Raw genomic sequence first — 21,556 nt, 5'->3', positions numbered from 1 at the left:
AGTACTGTATGAGGAAATAGTTGGATTTTGGGCACTTGTTCGCGCGCGGAAGAGACCCGGCCAGACAATAGGTGGAAAAAAGGCACTTGTTACGCCGGGGTCGGAGCAAAAAGAAGAAATTCACAAAAATATATAGCATAAATCCACCTAATTTCCTCAAAAGCTCCAAACCGGCTAAATTAAGATACATTTGTCCAACTAATTCTGTAGTAGGCTGTGCAACCATCGTTTGGACGGCGGCACAACTGGAAGGTACTCGATGTTGCCGGGGTACCTCAGAGTTGCCGAAGTTTCTCATTGCTGTTTGAAGTTGTTTGAACCTATTCTAAGCTACAATCCACGATGTCATGTCCGTAACGGATTGTCCTTTTGTAGTAACCTTGCCCCCGCTTAAACAGCGGAGAGGACGGAACGATTGTGGAAAAGCGGCAGCGGTCGCCTTGGTCTCCGGATTTTCACCGCTAAGGGAAATAAATAAAATCTGGAGATCACAGCGATTGTAACAACGGTCCGTTCGCGGAGCGTCCACCCAAGTGCTACCGTAATGCTACGTCCAAAACTGTTGTGGTTATCATTTTGTTATCAATGCTTTGTATTTATCATGTATCTGTCATGTCCGGCTAGGTATGATTAATTTATAAACTAAGTAAACGGATACACGTTGACCAGCAAAGGGGAGCAGAAGCATGAAAAACATGGTTACGCCAGCCAGCGTAAAAGGCGAGAAACTGGATGTCAATGCGGGGAGTCCCCGAAAAAAATCGAAATGGACCAAGAACCTTAGTCTCGATCTGATGGTTCTGCCGGCTTTGATCCTAACCGTGATCTTCGCCTATATTCCAATGACGGGCCTTGCGATTGCCTTCAAGAATTACAAGCCGGGCTTAGGCTTTAGCGCCTCCAAGTGGGTGGGGCTGGAGCATTTTGAATATCTGTTCAGTATTCCCGAGAACGTTCAGATCATCTGGAACACACTGATTATTGCCGGTCTGAAAATGATCGCCAACCTGATCGTTCCTTTCTTGTTCGCACTGCTGCTGAATGAGATCCGCAAGATGGCATTCAAAAAAATGGTACAAACCATTGTCTATATGCCCCACTTCCTGTCATGGGTGATCCTGGGCGGTATTCTCTCCGACCTGCTGGCCAGAGACGGCGGCCTGATCAACCAGGTGCTGGTCAGTGTATTCGGCATCCAGCCGATTTTCTTCCTGGGTGACGGGAACTGGTTCCGGTTTGTCGTAGTAGTGAGTGATGTCTGGAAAGAGTTCGGCTTCAACACTATCGTCTTCCTGGCCTCCCTGGCGGGAATTAACCCGGCACTCTATGAAGCGGCTGAGGTAGACGGAGCAGGACGCTGGCAGCAGACCTGGTCGATTACGATGCCGGCCATGCTGCCGATTACCATCGTGGTAGGAACACTGGCGCTGGGTAACGTGCTTAACGGAGGCTTTGACCAGATCTTTAACCTGTATAACGCGCTTGTCTTCGATAAAGGGGACATCATCGATACATTTGTCTACAGACTAGGAATTGTTGACGGTAAGTTCAGCTTCTCCACAGCGGTCGGATTGTTCAAATCCGTTGTCAGCTTTGTCTTGATCGTAACAGCTTACCGCCTTTCGTATAAATTTGCTAACTACCGTATTTTCTAGAATGGAGGCTAATAGGGCATGTATCATAAAACAAAACCTTACCGCATGTTCACCGTGTTCAACTATATCCTGATGATCGCAGTTTCAATTATGTGTGTTGTCCCTCTGATTCACGTTCTTGCTGTATCGTTCAGCGGGAAATCGGCAGCCAATGCCAATCTGGTGGGTCTGTGGCCGGTAGATTTCACGGTGGACGCCTACACCAAGACCGTAGCCAATGAGAATTTCACCCGGTCCATCTGGGTGACGCTGCAGCGCACGGTGCTGGGAACGCTGTTCAGCATGGGGGTAGTCATTCTGGCTGCCTATGCGCTGTCCAAAGAGAACGCCCGGTTCAGACGCCGGAACATGTATATCTGGCTGCTGGTCTTCACCATGCTGTTCAGCGGCGGTCTGGTGCCAATGTACATTCTGATTCAGAAGCTGCACCTGATGAACTCCTTATGGGTGCTGATTCTGCCGGGTGCCGTCTCGGTCTGGAATATCATTCTGCTGCTTAACTTCTTCCGGGCCGTGCCCAAAGAAATGGAAGAAGCCGCCTTCATCGACGGCGCAGGTCATTTCAGAACACTGTTCAGCGTGTATCTCCCGGTATCTATGCCGGCTATTGCTACACTGTCGCTGTTCACGATTGTCGGTCACTGGAACTCCTGGTTCGACGGCCTGCTGTATATGACGGATCACCGCAACTATCCGCTGGCGACCTTCCTGCAGTCAGTCATTGTCCAGCAGGACTTCAGTAAGGTGACTGTACGGCCGGAGGATCTGGAGAATATCTCGCAAAGAACGGTCAAAGCCGCTCAGATCTTCATCGGGATGGCACCGATCCTCATCGTGTACCCATTCCTGCAGCGTTTCTTCGTGAAGGGAATTGTCCTCGGGGCGGTTAAGGAATAGCCGTCCTTCCTATTAAAGGGGGTGATGCACGCGCTGAAAGCTGAAAAAGATTGACTCATATAATTAATATGATTAAATTTTAATTAAAGGGGTGCAAGATTAAATGATAAAGAAAATGAAATTCTCTGCGGCGGCAGTGTTATCCACAGTCATGCTGGGCAGCTTGCTGGCCGGCTGCGGCGGAAATGCTGACAACAAGAAGGCGGAAGGGGATAACAAGCCGGCGGCAAGCGAAGACGCTATGTATTCGGCTCCCTTTGAGAATGGCAAATATACAGAACCGGTAACCATCTCAACCGTATTTCCCATCGCAAGCAGCCTGAAATTCAAGAATGGCGAAAATATTGAAAATAACGTGCACACCAAATGGGCCAAGGATACGCTGGGTATTGACATCAAGTATCTCTGGACCGTAAGTGACCAGAACAACGCCTATGAAACCAAGCTGCGCCTGATGCTGACCTCAGGTGAAAAAATGCCGGACATCATCTCATTCCGTGGAAGCCCTTCCCTGATCTCTGATCTGATTGACAGCGGCCAGTTCACCGATGCGGGCGAATTGTTCGACAAATATGCTTCCGATATCTACAAAAAAGCGATGGCCGAAGAGCCAACCGTATGGAATCCCTACATGAGAGACGGCAAGCGGATGGGGATCCCGATTCTGGAAAACGCTTATAATAATGACCCGGTTATGTATATCCGTGAGGATTGGCTGAAGAAGTTGAACCTTAAGGCTCCGACGAATCTGGCTGAGCTGGAAACCGTGCTCGATGCGTTTACGAACCAGGACCCTGACGGCAACGGCAAGAAGGATACAACGGGACTGGCTGTAGGCTTCAAAAACAATCTGAACACATGGATGTCGGAAGCCGGATGGGTCTTCGGGATGTTCGGCGCCATGCCTAATCAGTGGAACAAGACGGCGGACAACCAGCTCGCTTACGGCTCTGTTCAGCCGGAGATGAAGGAAGGCCTGGCAACGATGCAGAAATGGATGAAAGAAGGCTATATCTCCTCCGAATCCGGTCTGTATGATGAGAACAAAGCAACAGAAGCTTTTACAGCAGGCAAAGCCGGTATCATTGTCGGCCCTTACTGGATGACAGGCTGGCCGCTGCCGGATCTGCAGAAGAACGTTCCAGGTGCAGTGCATAAGGCTTATCCGCTTCCGGCAGGCCCGGATGGCAAGGTAGGCAGACACGGCACGAAGATCGCCTCCGGTGCTGTATTGATCAACAAGGATATGGAGCATAAAGACGCATTCTTCGTCTACCAGAACTATCTGTTTGATAACTGGGCTAACCCGGACAGTACAACCTTCGTGAACGGCTTCGCCAAAGGCTACGATTATGATATCGCTGAAGACGGAACCGTCCTGAAAGAGCAGGATACGGATAAGATTCCAGGCGGCTGGGTGGATGCGATCCGTTATACCCTGACTTACGATGGAGCCATTATTCCTAACCTGATGATGAATACACTGGCCAAGCTGGCCGGCGGTGCTGAGCCTGCTAACCAGTATGAGAAGAATCTGTCCGAGCGTATTCCTGAGCAGATCTTAGCAGCCAAAATCATCGTCGATCAGAAGGACAGTGTAATGCCTGAGATGTTCACAGGTACGCCTACTGAAACTCAGCTCTCCCGTGGAGATATGCTGGAGAAGCTGGAGAAGGAAATTCTGAACAAAATTATTTATGACAAAGCGCCGGTAGACGAATTCGATACCTTTGTAGAGAAATGGAAAACTACAGGCGGCGATAAAGTGACCACAGAGGTCAATGAATGGTATCAATCTCTATCGAAGTAAAGATACGGAGAATCAGGGCGGCCCCCAGGCCGTCCTTTCATTTGGAGGAGGGCAATGTGAAATATCGTCTGTCTATCTTTCAGTGGCTGTCGTTTGTTCTGATGCTGATGCTGCTGATTATCGTAGGTGCGTTTTGGCTCATCTACCGGCTGAACGTGAAGGACATTCAGAATGAGCTGAGAAAAAATAAAATGTACGAGGTTGAATTCATGACCTCCCAGCTATCCACGCAATTTGAACAGGTGCTGACAAATACCATTACTTTGTCACAGGACCAGTCTGTGCGTGGATATCCTTATATTCTGAAGTTCGGGGATCAATATTCCAAATATGAGATGAAGCTGACTATCATCGATAAGCTCGCCCTGAACACCGCCTCTACCTCCTGGAAGAATACGGTTATTCTGTACTATGAGGATGAGAAAGAGACGGTATCCTCTGATTCCTCCTTCTCCTTCAGCACCTTCAGCCCTCCGGAGCAGGCGCGGAACCGTTGGGTGCTGCACATGGATAAGGAAGGCAAGGGATATTACTCCAACATCATGCGCAGTCATATCAGCTCGCTGTTAATTGAAGTCAGGATTTCGCTGGATAATCTGGTGAAAATGATGGATCAGTATGTCTCCGGTATGCCGCTGCTGTACGATGCCTCTGAGCGGGCCTTTATTCAGCCGGGGGCAGCATTTCCGCAGGAGCTGTTACAGTCGATCAGTCCTGGGATTAACGGGAACAGGGGAACCATCTCCGCTACAGAGAATCGTGCAGAGTATCTGATTAACTATATGAAGTCGGACATGCTGGATTTGTATTTCATAGACGCCTATCCCAAGCGCCAGTATATCGAACCGATTAACCGCAATAACCGGCTGTTCCTCTATGCGGTACTGGTGGTGCTGGTGGGTATTATGTTCTACACGCTGCTTCTTCGCCGTCAGGTGCAGAAGCCGGTGATTATGCTGCGCAAGGCGATCGACCGGTTCGACCGGGGCGACTTTTCCAGCCGTGCCGTCGATCTGCAGGTCAATGAGTTCAAGGTGTTGGGTAATTCCTTTAACCGGATGGCGGAGAATACCCAGACACTGATCGAGCAGGTTCTGCTGGGCGAGCTTGAAGTGAAGGAAGCGAAGCTGAAGCAGTATCAGGCGCAGATTAATCCGCATTTTCTCTATAACTGCCTGAATTTCATTCAGAGCAAAGCAAGCATCGAAGATTATCATGCGGTCACCGCGATGACGCTGCATCTGGCTTCCTACTGCCGGTACATTCATAAGATTGAACAGCTGGATTCTACGCTCCAGGATGAACTGGATTTCGTCGAGCATTATCTGCACATGGTCCACCTGCGCAAAAGAGAGATCACCTTCGAATTCGGTGTCACAGCGGAGGCGGGCAGATACCGGTTGCCAAGGATGATTCTGCAGCCGCTCGTGGAGAACTGCATTAAGCATGGCATTGAACCGGGCCTGAGGCCCGGCATCATCTCGGTTGCCGCCGAGGAAGATGATTCGTATCTTCTGATTACCGTGAAGGATAACGGAATCGGCATGACGGAAGAACGGCTCGGTGCGGTCCGCCGCCATATCGAGGATAATATTATCAGCAATGAACAGCTCGGAACGGGGCTAAGGAATGTGAATCAGCGGCTGCGATTGTATTTTGGCAAGGACTCCGGGTTATCCGTAGACTCCGTGCTGTCCGAAGGCACCTGTTACCGGATTCGGATTGAAAAGGAGGGAGAAGCTCATTCTGCAAATTCTGCTGGTAGATGATGAACAATATGTCGTAGATGATCTGGAGCTTGCTTTTCCATGGCAGGACTTCGGGATTGAAAAAGTATATAAAGCCTACTCCGGCGCCCAGGCGTTGCAGATGATCGGGCAATACCCGGTTGATATAGTCATTACGGATATCGCCATGCCCGGGATGAGCGGGCTGGAGCTGGTGAAGCAGGTGCGGAAGACCCACCGGAGAATCAAGTGTATTCTGCTAACCGGCTACGCCGAGTTCGAATATGCCAGGGAAGCCCTTCAGTATGGGGTGGCAGAGTATCTTGTTAAGCCGCTGGATCACCAGAAGCTGCGTGCTGCTCTGGAGAGCACGATTAAGACGATTAAGAAGGAAATCGACCGGACGGCATCTTATGAGCAGGCGATGCTGGCCTTCCGGGAGCATCTCCCGGCGCTGAAGGATAAGCTGCTGGCCGAGCTGATTCAGGGCAAATCCTATCCGCAGGAACGGCTGAAGGACAAGCTTAGCGGATATCAGATTGATTTTCAGCTGAACGACCGGGTCTTCCTGATTCTGATCCGTCTGGAGGAGCATTTCACGAACTTCGGGCCGGACAGCCAATTGCTCTTTGAATACGCGGTGACGAACATTGCCTGCGAGCTGCTGGGCCCGGGCTTCGAGCTGTGGCATGGCCGGGATGCTTACGAGAACCTGGTGTTTATTGTGAAGAGCAGTGAAGCGGGGGCGGTTGACCCGGACAAGATTCTCAAGCAGCTAACCCATAATACCCATCAGCTGCACAGCAGTGTGAATGAATATCTGAATGGCGGAATCTCGGTTATTCTGTCCTACCCGGGGGAATTCCCGCTGGATATCCGCGCCATGTATGAGGATTCCCAGTCGGCGTTAAGACAGCAAGTGGGCAATGATCAGGGCTATTTCATCTCCTTGACGGACAAGCAGAAGAGCTCGCCGGTCCAGCCGCTCAAGGACTTATATGCTTCCCCGACACTGATGCATCTGCTGGAGACCGGCCAGTGGCATGGGTATAAGGAACGGTTGCAGCAGTTGAGAGAATTCAGCAACAACCTGCCGTCGTATAACGAAGAATATATTGAGGAGATCCGTACTATGATTCTCGGCTCCTTTCACTATATTGCCCATAAGAATCATAGCCTGCTCTCCGATCTGGTCGGGCGGGAGCTGCTGGATAAGACCCTCTTCCGTTCCGTGTCCCAACTGGTCAGCTGGGGTGAGGCGCTGGTGGATACCCTGCAGGGCAAGCTCGAACGGGATACACAGAATAACCGGATGGGCATCGTCAAGGAGATGCAGAGCTGTATCGCGTCTAATCTGGCAGAGGCCAGCCAGCAATTCGTTGCGGACGCGGTCTCGCTTCATCCGGCATATGTCTCCAGACTGTTCAAGCAGGTCAGCGGGATCAGCATCAGCGAGTATATCCTGAATAGGAAGATGGAGCAGGCCGTAGCCAGCCTCCGCAACTCCGAGCTGAAGATCTATGAGATCTCCGAGCAGCTTGGCTACGCCAACAGCCAATATTTCATCAAAGTGTTCAAGGAGCAGTTCGGCATGACGCCCCAGGATTACCGGGGGAAATTGTAGGGGTTAATTTTAAGCTCACCGCGCACAGTTAGTATGTATTAATGCTAAGGAAATTATAGATTACAAAATGTTGATAACTCAGAAGAAAAGGAGTTAGGGATGAATATAAAAAATAGAGGACATGATTTCTAAGAAATTCAAGTATACCACCTGCCCAAGGGGCTATATAATGGTATAACTGAATTGATGGATACTCTATTTGTTGTGGCATTTAAAATATGGGCAGGCGAGGATTATTGTAAGGGATGTACAAAAAGAATGGAAAACTCAATCAATACTAAAGGTTTAGTGATAGCTTAAATAGCACGAAAGGTACTGTGCTCGCTCACTGCAGAAACAAGATTTTCGCTAAATTTAAAAAATATAGACTGTGAAGAACGTGCTTCCGCCCGAATTTTTGAAGAAATGGTGTGAGCTTCTCATTAGGAATCACCGATTACAGAATGTTCGGGTAATAAGGCCACCTCTTTTCGGGTGTTTTTAGGTATAAAAACACTGTAACGAAAGAGTGGTCTTTTTCTATCTTTTGCTAACCAGCACATTTTTTAAACTAATAATCGAAATTCACAATCTACTTCGCTTTACTTGTTTAGTTCTTATGGTACAAATACTTGCGATGATTTCAACATGGATTTAAGAATTCTTAATTAATCAAGGTTTTTTTTAGATGCTGTCGAATATTTATAAGCAGAAAGTTTACAATATAACTGTGGAGGAAATAATGAGCTTAATAGTTGAGCAAGTTCGAATAAGAAATTTTAGATCTTTAAAAGAAGTTAATGTAAAATTAGAACCCCTTACTCTATTAGTTGGAACAAATAATTCGGGAAAGACTTCCTTCCTAAAAGCATTAGAGTTAGTCTTTGGTATTGATCAAAAACAAATTCGCAAGGAGGATTTTTATACTGATGCTTCAACTCAGTTGAATTCTGCTCAAGAATCAAATATTGATGTCCTTCTTATACCAGTTAATCAAGAAGGGGAGAGAGTACGTACATTTAATGAAGCATGGTCTAATTATTGGGGAGAAGCATTAATCCGAACTGATGATAATGATTTTGAACATATTCCAATAAGGACGATTATAGGGTTTAATACTTCAAAAAGAGATTTTATTATTCAACGACATGTTCTTTCGAACTGGGAGGAAAATCCAAAAGATTGGCGGCAGTCATTTCTATTAGGAGAAATCCCATTGGAGAAAATGGAGAAAATTCCATTACTTTATTTAGATGCACAAAGGGATATTCAGAAAGAGATGAAGAATCCACTCTCTTTCTGGGGGAAATTAATAGCTGATATTGATCTTGATAAAGAGAAAATTGAAAGTATTGAAACTGATCTTATGCAACTTAATAAATTAATTTTAGATAGTAGTAGTATCCTATCACATCTACAAAAAAATTTGAATTATTTAAACAATGTCTCTTTTGATGAACATAAAGGTGTGGAAATAACGCCCGTTACAAGGAAAGTTAGAGATATCCAAAGAGGCATTGATGTGCTTTTTAGCGAGTTTGGCACTGAAAGTTTTCCTTTGGAATATCACGGTATGGGAACGAGAAGTTGGGCGACATTATTAACATTTCGGAGTTATGCTTCATGGATTGAGAAGGTAAGTAAGGAAGAACAAATGCCATTTTGGTGTATTTTAGCATTAGAAGAACCAGAATCACATCTTCACCCACAAGCACAAAGAAAAATATTAAAACAAATGACAGCATTTGAAGGTCAAAAGATAATAAGCTCTCATTCGCCGTATATAGCTAGCCTTGCACCTCTAAATTCAATTCGACATTTTAGTAAGAATCGCGCAGAGACAATTGTTTCTTATGTTGATATGTCAAAATTAAGCAAAGAAGAAATTCGGAAAATAAATAGAGAAGTTATGAATACTCGTGGTGAATTGCTTTTTTCAAAAACAATTATTTTGTGTGAAGGAGAAACAGAAGAACAAGCACTTCCAATATTTTTTGAAGCTTATTTCGGTTATACTCCATTTGAACTTGGTGTGAATATTGTGGGAGTAGGTGGCAAAGGGAAAAAATATCTTCCGTTTCTACATGTTGCTGAAGGGTTGAAAATTAATTGGCTTATTTTTTCAGATGGAGAACATGATGTATTAAATGAATTGGAAAGTGCTTTATCATTAATAGATTCAAGTCTTACTGATTCTCGTGTAATCTACTTAGAAAATCACGAGAATTTCGAGGAATATATACTAGCAAATTATCCTGCAGAAGCCAAAGAATCAATAATTGATTGTGATGCAAAGAATGAAATTCATAGAATGGCGCTAAGTAAAATGGAACTATCTAATGAAGATATTTTGCGAAAGTTAAAAAGTGGTAAAACAAAATATGCTACTATGATTGCTGATAAAATTACCAATAGTAGTGACGAAGAGGAACGAGTTCCAGAAAAAATAAAACAACTCTTTCAAAAAATTAAAGTCTGATAATATTTTTATATGAGGGCGGTGAAAATCTGTGGATTATGCCTTATCTGCAAGTCAAAAACAAGTAGTTGAGCATATTGAAGGTCCTTTACTAGTGAATTCCTCACCTGGAACTGGAAAGCAATTAGCGACAGTGAAGAGACTAGCAAACATTATCCGAAATCATAAAGGGAATTTTAAAATATTGATTTTAACCTTTACTCGTATAGAGGCACAACAAGTTAAAGAAAGAATAGAGCAGGAATTTGAGAAAGAACATAAGGAAGTTTCTGATCGTTTTTTTATAGGGACTATCCACCAGTTTTCGAAGGAAATTGTTGAGACACGTGGTGATACTTTAGGGTTAAGTACCAAGGAAATTATTCTAATTGATAGTAATGAGATAGAGAATATCTTAAAAAATATTCTAACTTCGGATTCTAGTCTAGGTTCATTTTATCAAAATTCACCTCTTGAAAAAAATGATAAATTAATAAGAGATGTTTCATTTTATATTAGTAATCAAAAAAAAATGTTGAAACAACCTAAATTGATTAAGGAGCATGAGAATGAAGATCAAAAGTTTTTCGATTCGATTTATTACGAATATGATCTTTTCCTAAAATCTCAATCTTTAATAGACATTGATGATCTTATCTTACTTGCTTATAGAATTCTTAATGAAAGGGCATCAATTAAAGAAATCTATCAACGAATCTACAAATTTGCATGTATTTTTGAAGCGCAAGATTTGACCTTTGCTTCTTTCGAGTTATTACGTACTTTATATCCAGACAAAAATAGTAATATTATGTTTGTTGGTGATAAAAATCAAGCGATTTATTCCTTTAGAGGTTCAATTACCTCATTTATGGAGGAAATTGAAAATCATTATAGCCCTTCTATTGTAAATTTGACACAGAATTATCGATCATCGGTCGAGATTATTTCTATTTCTAAAAAACTAATGCCTTCATCATTAAATATAAGCGCCAACTCAGCAATTAAAGGTGAAGTTATACTAAAAGAGTTTGAAAATGAAAATGCAGAAGCTATATGGATCGCAGATAATATAATGAATCTTGTGGAGTCCAATCATAAAAAGCTTATTCAACAAATTCAGTGGGATAACATAGCGGTAATTGCAAGAAATCGTTATATTTTAAGAAGCATTGAGAAGCAATTTTTAAAACGAAATATACCGTTTGCTAATAGAACTTTTGGGAATTTGGAAAGTGAATCAACACTTATGAAAGTTTTTGAATTAGGTATGAGACTAATCATAAACCCACAGGATCAATATTATATTGAACAATTTCAAAGTTTATTGAAATTTAAAAGTAGTTCAATCGATCATAAAAAATCTTTTGAAAGTGGAAAAGTATTACTAAATTATTTTGAGAAACATGTTGCTGATAATTGGAAGGATACTTACAAGATACTATTAAAATCTTGGGCTTTAATATGGGGGACGGAGATTAGATTTTCAGATGCTCTCCATCTATTAGAGAATTACTTTGTCTCAAGTTCACAAACACAAGATATTGAAGTATTGAATATTATCATTAGTGATATAAATTTGTGGCGTGATTACTGGGTGAACTACGCTTCAGGAGCAAAAGAACATAATTTACTCGGATTTAGAAATAAAGTTTCTTCATTATCAAAAGTGTCTTCCAGAGGCATTAGTTTGCTTACTGTGCATTCCTCTCAAGGCAGAGAGTTTGATGTAGTTTATGTTATTGGTTTGAACGAAGGAATATTTCCAACAAATGAAGAAACTACAGATGTGGATCGAAATATTTTATATGTAGCAATTACTCGGGCTAAAGTTTTACTTTATCTTTCGTATACGAGATCAAGTATCTATTCAGATAATAAAAAAAGGATACCTTCTCGTTTTCTCAGAGAAATGGGATTATTATAAATGTGGTTAAGAGAGGGGGATAGTCCCAAATAAGTACTTTTTCTTAAAGTGTCTTATTTTAATGATACTTTCTTTCCAAATATTTATGATAGCACAGGCTTCGGCTCTATTGGGCCGAGGCCTTTTTTGTCGTCGGATGTAGGCAGAAAAGTGAATACACCGGGCGTTCGCGAGGGTGTGTGTGGGATTTTATTAGCTAAAATTTAAATATGATAACCGATTGACATAAATATGTTAACCGGTTATCATAAAATTGCATCCGAAATGTATGCGCATTCAAAACAATTATAAGTATGGGGGGAATTCAGTTGAAATTGAGAAAAGCTGCAAGCTTCGCTATCGCTCTGACGGTGGTCACCGGGTTACTGGCAGGCTGCTCCAAAGGGAATTCAGCAACCAATGCTGGCAAGGAAGACAAGGGGAATGAGGGAACACAAACAGAGCAAGCCTCCAAGGACGTTAAGCTCACGTTCTTCAATACCTCCGCAGAAGTGAACACAGTGTTCGAGGAGCTGTTCAAGAAGTATCATGAGCAGAATCCGCAGGTGACAATTGAACTGATTCCTACACCGATCGGCGGCGCGCAGCTTGAGAAGTTCCAATCCCTGCTGGCCTCCGGCAATCCGGCGACAATCGTGAACTTGGATGCAGGCACCATACTTCAATATAAGGATGATTTTCTGGATTTAGAGCCGGAGAAGGCGAAGTATGAAGCGCTGACCAATCCGGGAGCCATCGATGGCGCATTGCTGGACGGACAATTCCTGGGTATTCCCTGGACTGCCCAAGGCTACGGTCTGCTGTACAACAAGCGTGCGGTAGAAGAGGGTATCGGCGGTGCTTTTGATCCTGCATCGGTGAAGACCCGTGATGATCTCGAAGCGATTTTCAAGAAGATCGAAGCCTCCGGCAAAGCACCGGTCATGCTTCACGGAGCAGACTGGTCGCTCGGCGCCCACTATCTGGGATTGACCTATTCCCTGCAGTCGCAGAAGGTGGAGGACAACCGGAAGTTCGTGGAGGAGCTGAAGAACGGGCAGGTTCAACTGACGGAGAATCCGCAGTTCACCGGACTGATGGATACCTTCGATCTGCTGAAAAAATACAACGCGCGTAAGAGCGACCCGCTCGTTGCCGATTATAACCGCGACAGCGCGGATTTCGCCAAGGGAGCTGCCGCCTTCTACTTCATGGGAGACTGGAGCTGGGCGGTTATCGGAACACTGGAAGGCCGCGATGCCGACTTCGGTATCCTGCCGCTGCCTATTAGCAATAATCCAGAGGATTTCGGCAACGCGCAAGTCGCCTACAGCGAGCCTAAGCTGTTCGCCATCGATGATTCGAAGTCTACGCCAGAGCAGCAGGAGGCCGCCAAAGCGTTCATCGAATGGATGGTCAGCAGTGAGGACGGACAAAAGGCCATTATTACCGATATGGGGCTGTCCATGCCGTACAAGGATCTTAAGGCGAAGAGCACGAACGTCATGTCTAACGCTGTCAGCGAATACGTGAAGCAAGGGAAGATTATCAACATCGGTGTCATCAATTACCTGCCGCAGGATTACTGGGCCAAGACCGGAGCTGCGATGCAGAAGTATCTGGTAGGCAATATCGACCGCCAGGGGCTGGCGCAGGAGGTTCAGGATTACTGGAAATCGTATGCAGGGAAATAGAGAATCTCTTCGTTTGTGCTAAAAGAACAGGCTGAACCGGGATATTCTCCAGTTCAGCCTGTTAAGAGGAAAGGGGGCAGCACTATGAACAAAAAGCTATCACTGAAGAATGCGGGGACGTTTCTGGTCTTCGGAGGTCCCTCTATCTTCGCTTTTGCCGCCGTTGTGATCATACCGTTCATCGTCGGCTTATATTTGACCTTCACGAATTGGGATGTCCGGACAGGCGACAGCAGCCTGATCGGCTTCACGAATTATCTGGAGGTGTTCCGGGATAAGGTGTTCCTTCAGCAGCTGTGGTTCACCCTGAAGTATGTCTTCTTCACCGTGGTGATTGCCAATGTGTTCGCTTTCTTCATCGCACTCGCCCTGACGAGAGGCGGGAGAGGTGAGCAATGGCTGCGCACAGGCTTCTTCACGCCAAATCTGGTCGGCGGGATTGTACTCGGATACCTGTGGCAGACGCTTTTCTCACAGGTGCTGCCTTACCTTGGCGCTAAATACGGCTGGGAGCTGTTTCAGACCTCATGGCTGACGAATACGGGGACGGCATTCTGGGCGCTGATCATTGCGACCGCCTGGCAGCTGGTCGGGTATCTGATGATCATTTATATCGCGGGCTTCACAGGCGTTCCGAATGATGTGCTGGAGGCGGCGAGCATCGACGGGGCGGGGCGGACTTCGGTGATCCGCAGAATCATCCTGCCGCTGACGGTTCCTGCGATCGTCATCTGTATTTTCATCTCCCTGTCCCGATCCTTCTTAACGTATGACATCAACCTGGCGTTAACCAAGGGCGGACCGTTCAATTCAACGGAGCTGGCCACCTACCATATCGTGCAAAAAGCCTTCCTGTCCAATCAATACGGTGTCGGCCAGGCAGAGGCAGTCGTTCTGTTCGCTGTCGTCGCGATTATCGCCTTGACGCAATCCTATCTGCTGAAGAAGCTGGAGGTGGAATCTTAATGAATGCTAACCGGCGCATCCTCCCGGGCCTGCGGACAGGATTCCTGTACCTGCTGCTGTTGGCCTTTTTAACACCGTTCCTGCTGATTATTATGAACTCCTTCAAGACCACCCAGCAATTCTTCGAGAGTCCGCTGTCGCTGCCGACAACGATAAATTTCAAGAACTATGCCAGCGCTTTTGACAATATGGACTTTATGCAGGGGTTCATGAACTCGCTGATCATTACGGGGATTTCCGTTACGATCATTATTATTTTCTCGGCGATGACCGGGTACTTATTCGTCCGTTACAAATGGAAGGTGAATTCCATCCTCTTCTTCCTCATGCTGGCCTCCATGGCTCTGCCCTTCCAGGTACTGATGATTCCAATGGTCATGCTGTACGGGAATATGGGGCTGTTGAATACCAAGCTGACGCTTTTGTTCATGTATCTCGGCTTCGGAGTGCCGTTCGGCGTCTTCACGTTCCACGGCTTTATCAAAGGGATTCCTTACGAGCTGGAAGAATCGGCGTTTATCGAAGGGAGCAGTACGCTGCGGACGTTTTTCAGTATTGTGCTGCCCTTGCTGAAGCCGGTGTTCGTTACCCTGCTGGTGCTCGATGTGCTCTGGATCTGGAATGACTATCTCCTGCCCAGCCTGGTGCTGCTGTCGCCGGATCAGAAGACACTGCCGCTGTCCACGTATACCTTCTTCTCCTCCTATTCCGTGGACTATGCGCCGCTGATGGCCGGGCTGATTATGACGATCATTCCCGTGCTGATCATCTACCTGTTCCTGCAAAAACAGATCATCAAAGGAATCACAGAAGGGGCGCTGAAATAAGGGGGAGCGGGGAAGTCCCAATTTACACCGCAGTGACGATTACGCTTCAATAGCTGAAATCCATGCGAAATTCATCTATAATTGGAACTAAAAAGCAAGGTGGTTTCTATGGCGAATCTGAAGGATGTTGCGAAGCAGGCAGGACTTTCTGTGAATACAGTGTCCAGAGTCCTTAACAATAGAGGGTATATTAGCGACAAGACGAAGGAGAAGGTCTACCGGGTGATGAAGGAAATGAACTATCAGCCGAATGAAATGGCTCGGGCCCTGTTCCGCAAAAAATCCAATATGATCGGGCTGATCATCCCGGCGATTTCCCATCCTTTTTTTGCCGAGCTGACCGCTTATCTCGAATATTACGCAGACCTTAAGGGCTACAAGCTGCTGCTCTGCAATTCCAACCGCAACGTCTCCAAGGAAGTGGATTATATCGAGATGCTCAAAAAAAATCAGGTTGACGCCATCATCATGGGCAGTGCCGTGCTGGATGTGCAGCATTATCTTCACCTGGACCTGCCGATCGTCTCCTTCGACCGTGTTATCTCGGAGGATATCCCCGTGGTCACCTCGGATAATCTGGAGGGCGGCCGGCTGGCTGCCCGGTTATTAACCGGCCAGGGCTGCCGGCACACGGTCTATATCCAGCGGGGGATCGACGGTCCCCAGCATCACTTCATGCTGGCCGGCCTGAGAAGGCAGGGGTACGAAGAAGAGCTGAAGCGCGCCGGACTTGCGCCGCTGTACTTGCAGCTGGAGGTCAATGAGGGGAGCTACACCGGAGGGGACACCGCCATTGCCGCCTACCTCCAGGAGCATCCTGAGATCGACGGCGTATTTGCCAGCAGTGATGTGATTGCCGCCGAGGTCATTCATGCCTGCAACCTGCTCGGCAAGGAGATTCCTTCAGCCATGCGCATTGTGGGCTATGATGATGTGCAGCTCGCCTCCATGATCTCACCGCGTCTAAGCACTGTCCGGCAGCCGATTCAGGAGATGAGCGAAGCCATTATGGAGCTGGCGGTCCGGCAGATCGAGGGCCAGGCGGTGGCGATGGTGAACACGTTCCCGGTAACGGCTGTGGAACGCGGCACGACCTGATACTCAGGACTGGCAGTTTCTCTGCCAGTGTCTGCCTTAATAGAGCGTCAGGTTTAAATTTATGGATTGGATCATTAAGAGGAAATCACCTAACCTATTAGGTTCGGTTTTTCGCATAATCAGAGATAAGTGTATTCGGTGCAACTAAAAACAGTGAAAAGGAAGGTATTCCTCTCCTAACTGTATTTCATACAACTAAATTGCTGGAATGGGCGAAAATCCAGGTATAGAGGTATTTTAATTGCACGAAATACAGCTAAACTGAGATTCGCCAGTATATCCGGCGATTTAGCTGTACAGATTGCAATTAAGCCATTCTTACAGTTTTAAAGCTGCTGCTGCCCTATTATATCAACCGGTTAACATAGAACCTTGCCTTGTTCTGCTGAACAGAGGAAGAAGGCTGACCCGGGTCAGGAGGTACGGATGGCTGTAACCATCAAAGATGTTGCCGAGAAGGTCGGCGTCTCCGTCACTACCGTCTCCCGTGTGCTGAATAACCGGGGATACCTCAGTGAGAGTCTGAAGCAAAAGGTGAACGATGCCATGGAGGAGCTGAATTACCATCCGAGTGAGGTGGCACGCTCCTTGCTGCGCAAGAAGTCCAATATTATCGGCCTGATTCTGCCGGATATCTCCCATCCGTTCTTCGGAGAGGTAACCAAGCATATTGAGGCCTATGCCTATGAACAAGGCTATAAGCTTATGCTGTGCAATTCCCTGCATCACAAGAAAAAAGAAAAGGAATACATCGATCTGCTGCGGGCCAGCCGGGTTGACGGCATCATTATGGGCAGCCATACGATGAGCGTGAGCGATTATAAGTCAATCAACCTGCCGCTGGTGTCGCTGGACCGGCAGATCTCGAAGACGATCCCGTTCATTGCCTCGGATAACTATCAGGGGGGGAGTGCTGGCCACCCGGCTGCTGCTGCGCAAAAAATGCCGGAGTATCGCCTATCTCAGCGGGAATCTGCGCCTCAATCTGCTGGCCAAGCAAAGGCATGACGCCTTCCTGGAGCAGGTCAAGAGGCAAGATGTGGAATATACCGTCCGGCAAACCGATCTGAACGGATTTAAGTATAAGGATTACGAGAAGCTGGTCAGCAGTCTTTTTGAGGAACGCCCTGAGCTGGACGGCGTATTCGCGAGCAGCGATATGCTGGCGCTACAGGTGCTGAAGCAGTGCAGAAGGCTGGGCAGAGCCGTGCCCAGTCAAGTCAAGGTCGTAGGCTATGACGGAATTGCTGCCTTGGAGGCGGAGGATCTGACTACTATCGTCCAGCCGATCAAGAAGATGGGCGAGCTGGCTGTTCAATATCTGCTTCAGCAGATTGCCGGCGAGCCGGTTCCGCTGGAGACGATTCTTCCCGTCCGGTTATCGGAGAAGGGGACCACTTGAAGCACGCAGGATTCATTCACATTCGAACGATATGGAGGAAATATATATGGATTTCATTTACCGCGTAGCCCCGGATTTACGGGAAGGGATCGCTGGCCTGCCGCCGCTGCATTTGCCGGAGGATCTGGCCGCAGCCCGGAATATGGTTCCGCCGCCTACTGAAACGTCGGACTGCGTCCGCATTACGGAACGGGTTCTGATTGCCGGTTCCGGGCCAGTTCGGGTCAGAATTTATGAACCGGCTCAGCGAAGTGAACATAAGCTGCCTGCCCTGCTCTGGACCCATGGCGGCGGCTATATTCTGGGCCAGCCGTGCGGTGACGATGCGTTATGCGAGAGCTTCGTCCTCGCGGCCAACTGTGTGGTCGTGTCGCCCGATTACCGGCTTGCCCCGGAGCATCCGTACCCGGCAGCCATTGAGGACTCTTATGCAGCGCTTGTGTGGCTGGCCGATATCAACAATGGGCTGAGCATCGATTTGGCCCGGATTGCCGTTGGCGGAGCGAGTGCAGGCGGCGGTCTGGCAGCGGCTCTGGCCCTGATGGCGAGAGACAAGGGCGGTCCTGCCCTCTGCTTCCAGCTTCCGCTGTATCCGATGCTGGATGACCGCAACATTACACCTTCGAGTTATGAGGTCACACACCCGGCGGTGTGGAACCGGGCGAACAACCTGGTGGCGTGGGAGATGTACCTGGGCGGCCCTGCCGGAGGCGCAGACACCTCCCCGTATGCGGCACCCGGCCGTGCGGATCAACTGGCGGGACTTCCGCCCGCCTATATCTGCGTCGGACAGCTCGACCCGTTCCGTGATGAGACGATTGAATATGTGGCCCGGCTGGCACAGGCCGGTGTAGAAGTGGAATTTCATCTCTACCCGGGGGGCTATCATGGCTTCGAGCATGTTGTCCCTGCAGCCGAAGTCAGCCGCAGAGCCAGAGAGGGATACATCCATGCCCTGGCAAGAGCCTTGAACTCTTAAATTGTAAAAAGAGGACGGGTTTTTGAAAGTATTGTGTACACAGAGACCATAGAATGGATATGACACAAGGATACTGGAGTACCAAGGGGGAGTGCGGGTGTTTAAACTCGGAGAGACAATACCATTTGAAGATAAGGCGAACGATGTGTTAACAGTGGGCGAGCTGCTCGTGGATATGATCTCCAATGAATACGGCGAGGATACGGTAAGTGATGGATATACCCGTTATTTTGGCGGATCGCCTTCAAATATTGCCATTAATGCGGGGAAGCTGGGCATCCGGTCGCATGTGGCTTCGGCGGTGGGCAGGGATAGCCTGGGCAACTATCTGATCAACCGGCTGCAGAGCGCCGGAATGGCGACAAGCGGCATCCAGCAGGTCGATGATTCTACCAGTATGGTGGTGATTACCAAGAGTCAGGCTACGCCGGTTCCGATCTTTTACCGTGCAGCGGATTACCGGCTGGAGTACAATGAGGCGCTGGAGCAAGCCTTGATTCATTCCAGAATTGTCCACTTCTCCTGCTGGCCGATCTCCAGGACCCCATCCCGTAGGGCGGTGGAGCGGGTGATCCAGACGGCGCGGAAGCATAAGGTGCTGATCGGCTTCGATCCCAACTATCATCCCTCGATCTGGCAGAAGGGGGAGGACGGGGTAGCGTATGTCAAAAGCATCATCCCGAAGGTGGATATCATCAAGCCTTCCGAGGATGACGCTGAGCGTCTGTTCGGTCCCGGCACGCCGGAGGAGCAGATCGCCAGATTCCTTGCGCTTGGCGCGAAGCTGGTCATTCTGACGCTGGGCAAGGACGGGGCACTCGTCTCCACCGGCAACGAAACGATGTCGTTTGCGACCAAGGCGACGCAGATTGAAGATACGACGGGAGCAGGAGATGCCTTCTGGTCCGGATTCTATACAGCTATTATCAAAGGGTATACGCTCACAGAAGCGCTGGAGCTTGGATCTGCTGTCAGCGCGTACAAACTGAAATTCACCGGTGCGGTAGTCGATCTGCCTGCGCTTGCGGTCATTAAGCAACAATTCAACCTGTAGGAGGCTTCTTAAGATGACACTGAAGAATCAAGTACAGTTAATTACCTATCCCGATTCCCTGGGCGGAGACCTGAAGCAGCTCCATCAGGTGCTGCGCGGTCCCTTCGCCGGGCTGTTTGCCGGGGGGATTCACATCCTTCCGCCCTTTCCTTCTTCGGGGGACCGCGGCTTTGCGCCGCTGACTTATCTGGAGATTGAGCCGGAATTCGGCAGCTGGGAGGACATCCGCAGCATCGGGGAAGAATTCGATGTGCTGGTGGATCTGATGGTCAATCATATCTCCAGGCAATCGCCGTATTTCCAGGACTTCCTGGAGCATGGCCGGGCTTCGGAATATGCGAATCTGTTCATCACCCTGGACAAGATCTGGGAGAATGGCGAGCCTGTGCGTACGGATATTGAGAAGATGTTCCTGCGGCGGCCGCTGCCTTATTCTACGTTCACTACCTCCGGAGGGGTGGAAGAGAAGGTCTGGACCACTTTTGGCAAAACGGATCCTTCCGAGCAGATTGATCTGGATATCCATTCTCCGCTCACCCGCGACCTGCTGCGGCAGTTCTTCCTGAACTTCAAAGAACAGAATGTCAAGATTGTCAGGCTGGATGCGGTCGGGTACGTGATCAAGAAGCTGGGCACCAGTTGTTTCTATGTGGAGCCGGAGATCTATGAATTCCTGGACTGGATCAAAGAGATGGCCGACTCGCTGGATATAGAGCTGCTGCCGGAGGTACATGCGCATCACAGTATCCAGACCAAGCTATCGGAATACGGCTGCTGGATCTATGATTTCATTCTGCCTTACCGCGTGCTTGAGGCGCTTACCGGCAGATCCAATACGGCGCTGTACGACTATCTGCGGACCCGTTCGCCTAAGCAGTTCACGATGCTGGACTGTCATGACGGTGTTCCGGTGAAGCCGGATCTGGACGAGCTGATTGATACCAAGGAAGCGCGGGAGCTGGTGGATCTCTGCGTGGAGCGCGGGGCGAACCTGAGCCTGATTCTGTCCGAGGAGCATAAGGCCCCGGATGGCTTCGATGTCCATCAGATCCGCTGCACCTATTACAGCGCACTGAATGAGGATGACAATGCGTACCTGGCAGCAAGGGCGATTCAATTCTTCGTACCGGGTATTCCGCAGGTCTATTATGTAGGCTTGCTGGCTGGCCGAAATGATCTGGAGCAGGTCGCCCTGACGGGGGAAGGCCGGGAGATTAACCGCCATAACTATACGCTAGAGGAAATTGAAACGGAGAGTGAGCGGGAGGTCGTGCAGCGTCTGATGAAGCTGGTCCGCTTCCGCAATGAATATAGCGCCTTCCATGGAACCTTCCGGGTGCTGGAGGCAGAGGCGGATGAAATCAGGCTGATGTGGGAGCAGGGAGCAGCATATTGCCGGCTGCATATTAACCTGCAGAATTATAAGACTGTTATCGAATATATAGATCAGCAGGGACAAGAAGCGGTATACTGGGTCTGA

At 48.0% G+C, this 21,556-nt stretch carries 14 protein-coding genes and 1 pseudogene; all 15 read left to right on the top strand.

All coding sequences use genetic code 11. The annotated features are described in order from the left end of the window. The first annotated feature begins 695 nt into the window (after positions 1–695). Entirely contained in the window at positions 696–1,655 is a 960-nt protein-coding gene (locus J2Z70_RS24480; protein WP_051477928.1) for an ABC transporter permease, read from the top strand. An 18-nt stretch (positions 1,656–1,673) separates the two neighbouring features. Then, a complete protein-coding gene (locus J2Z70_RS24475; protein ID WP_209877520.1) occupies positions 1,674–2,552 on the top strand; it encodes a carbohydrate ABC transporter permease in 879 nt (292 codons plus the stop codon). A gap of 103 nt (positions 2,553–2,655) precedes the next feature. Beyond that, on the top strand, positions 2,656–4,362 hold the full coding sequence (locus J2Z70_RS24470) for an extracellular solute-binding protein (protein WP_036724073.1): 1,707 nt from the start codon (positions 2,656–2,658) through the stop codon (positions 4,360–4,362). Between the two features lie 56 nt (positions 4,363–4,418). Then, positions 4,419–6,131 carry a sensor histidine kinase gene (locus J2Z70_RS33935; protein WP_036724072.1) on the top strand — a complete coding sequence of 571 codons (1,713 nt, stop codon included), beginning with the start codon at positions 4,419–4,421 and terminating at the stop codon, positions 6,129–6,131. Beyond that, positions 6,085–7,713 carry a response regulator gene (locus tag J2Z70_RS24460; protein WP_209877518.1) on the top strand — a complete coding sequence of 543 codons (1,629 nt, stop codon included), beginning with the start codon at positions 6,085–6,087 and terminating at the stop codon, positions 7,711–7,713. Before J2Z70_RS33935 ends, J2Z70_RS24460 begins: the two co-directional genes overlap by 47 nt. Positions 7,714–8,434: 721 nt before the next feature. After that, positions 8,435–10,171, top strand: coding sequence for an AAA family ATPase (locus J2Z70_RS24455; protein ID WP_209877516.1), 1,737 nt, complete (start codon positions 8,435–8,437; stop codon positions 10,169–10,171). 31 nt (positions 10,172–10,202) lie between these two features. After that, positions 10,203–12,077 (top strand): ATP-dependent helicase, encoded by a 1,875-nt coding sequence (locus J2Z70_RS33930; RefSeq protein WP_209877514.1) that lies wholly within the window; start codon positions 10,203–10,205, stop codon positions 12,075–12,077. A gap of 308 nt (positions 12,078–12,385) precedes the next feature. Then, positions 12,386–13,750: an ABC transporter substrate-binding protein gene (locus J2Z70_RS24445; protein ID WP_245368493.1), complete on the top strand. Its 1,365-nt coding sequence runs from the start codon at positions 12,386–12,388 to the stop codon at positions 13,748–13,750. Positions 13,751–13,834: 84 nt separating this feature from the next. Then, on the top strand, positions 13,835–14,716 hold the full coding sequence (locus J2Z70_RS24440; RefSeq protein ID WP_036699404.1) for a carbohydrate ABC transporter permease: 882 nt from the start codon (positions 13,835–13,837) through the stop codon (positions 14,714–14,716). Beyond that, entirely contained in the window at positions 14,716–15,543 is an 828-nt protein-coding gene (locus J2Z70_RS24435) for a carbohydrate ABC transporter permease (RefSeq protein ID WP_209877511.1), read from the top strand. The genes J2Z70_RS24440 and J2Z70_RS24435 overlap by 1 nt, the downstream gene beginning before the upstream one ends. A gap of 108 nt (positions 15,544–15,651) precedes the next feature. Beyond that, positions 15,652–16,641, top strand: coding sequence for a LacI family DNA-binding transcriptional regulator (locus J2Z70_RS24430; protein ID WP_036724067.1), 990 nt, complete (start codon positions 15,652–15,654; stop codon positions 16,639–16,641). Between the two features lie 426 nt (positions 16,642–17,067). Next, positions 17,068–18,043: pseudogene (locus J2Z70_RS24425) on the top strand (LacI family DNA-binding transcriptional regulator). Between the two features lie 46 nt (positions 18,044–18,089). Continuing rightward, entirely contained in the window at positions 18,090–19,022 is a 933-nt protein-coding gene (locus J2Z70_RS24420) for an alpha/beta hydrolase (protein WP_209877509.1), read from the top strand. A gap of 97 nt (positions 19,023–19,119) precedes the next feature. Continuing rightward, entirely contained in the window at positions 19,120–20,076 is a 957-nt protein-coding gene (locus J2Z70_RS24415; protein ID WP_209877507.1) for a carbohydrate kinase family protein, read from the top strand. A 13-nt stretch (positions 20,077–20,089) separates the two neighbouring features. Continuing rightward, entirely contained in the window at positions 20,090–21,556 is a 1,467-nt protein-coding gene (gene gtfA / locus J2Z70_RS24410) for a sucrose phosphorylase (protein ID WP_209877505.1), read from the top strand.

This window comes from Paenibacillus silagei (assembly GCF_017874735.1).
Lineage (GTDB): Bacteria > Bacillota > Bacilli > Paenibacillales > Paenibacillaceae > Paenibacillus_AQ > Paenibacillus_AQ silagei.
Note: the sequence above shows the minus strand (reverse complement) of the source record. Positions and strands in the feature narration are given on the sequence as shown.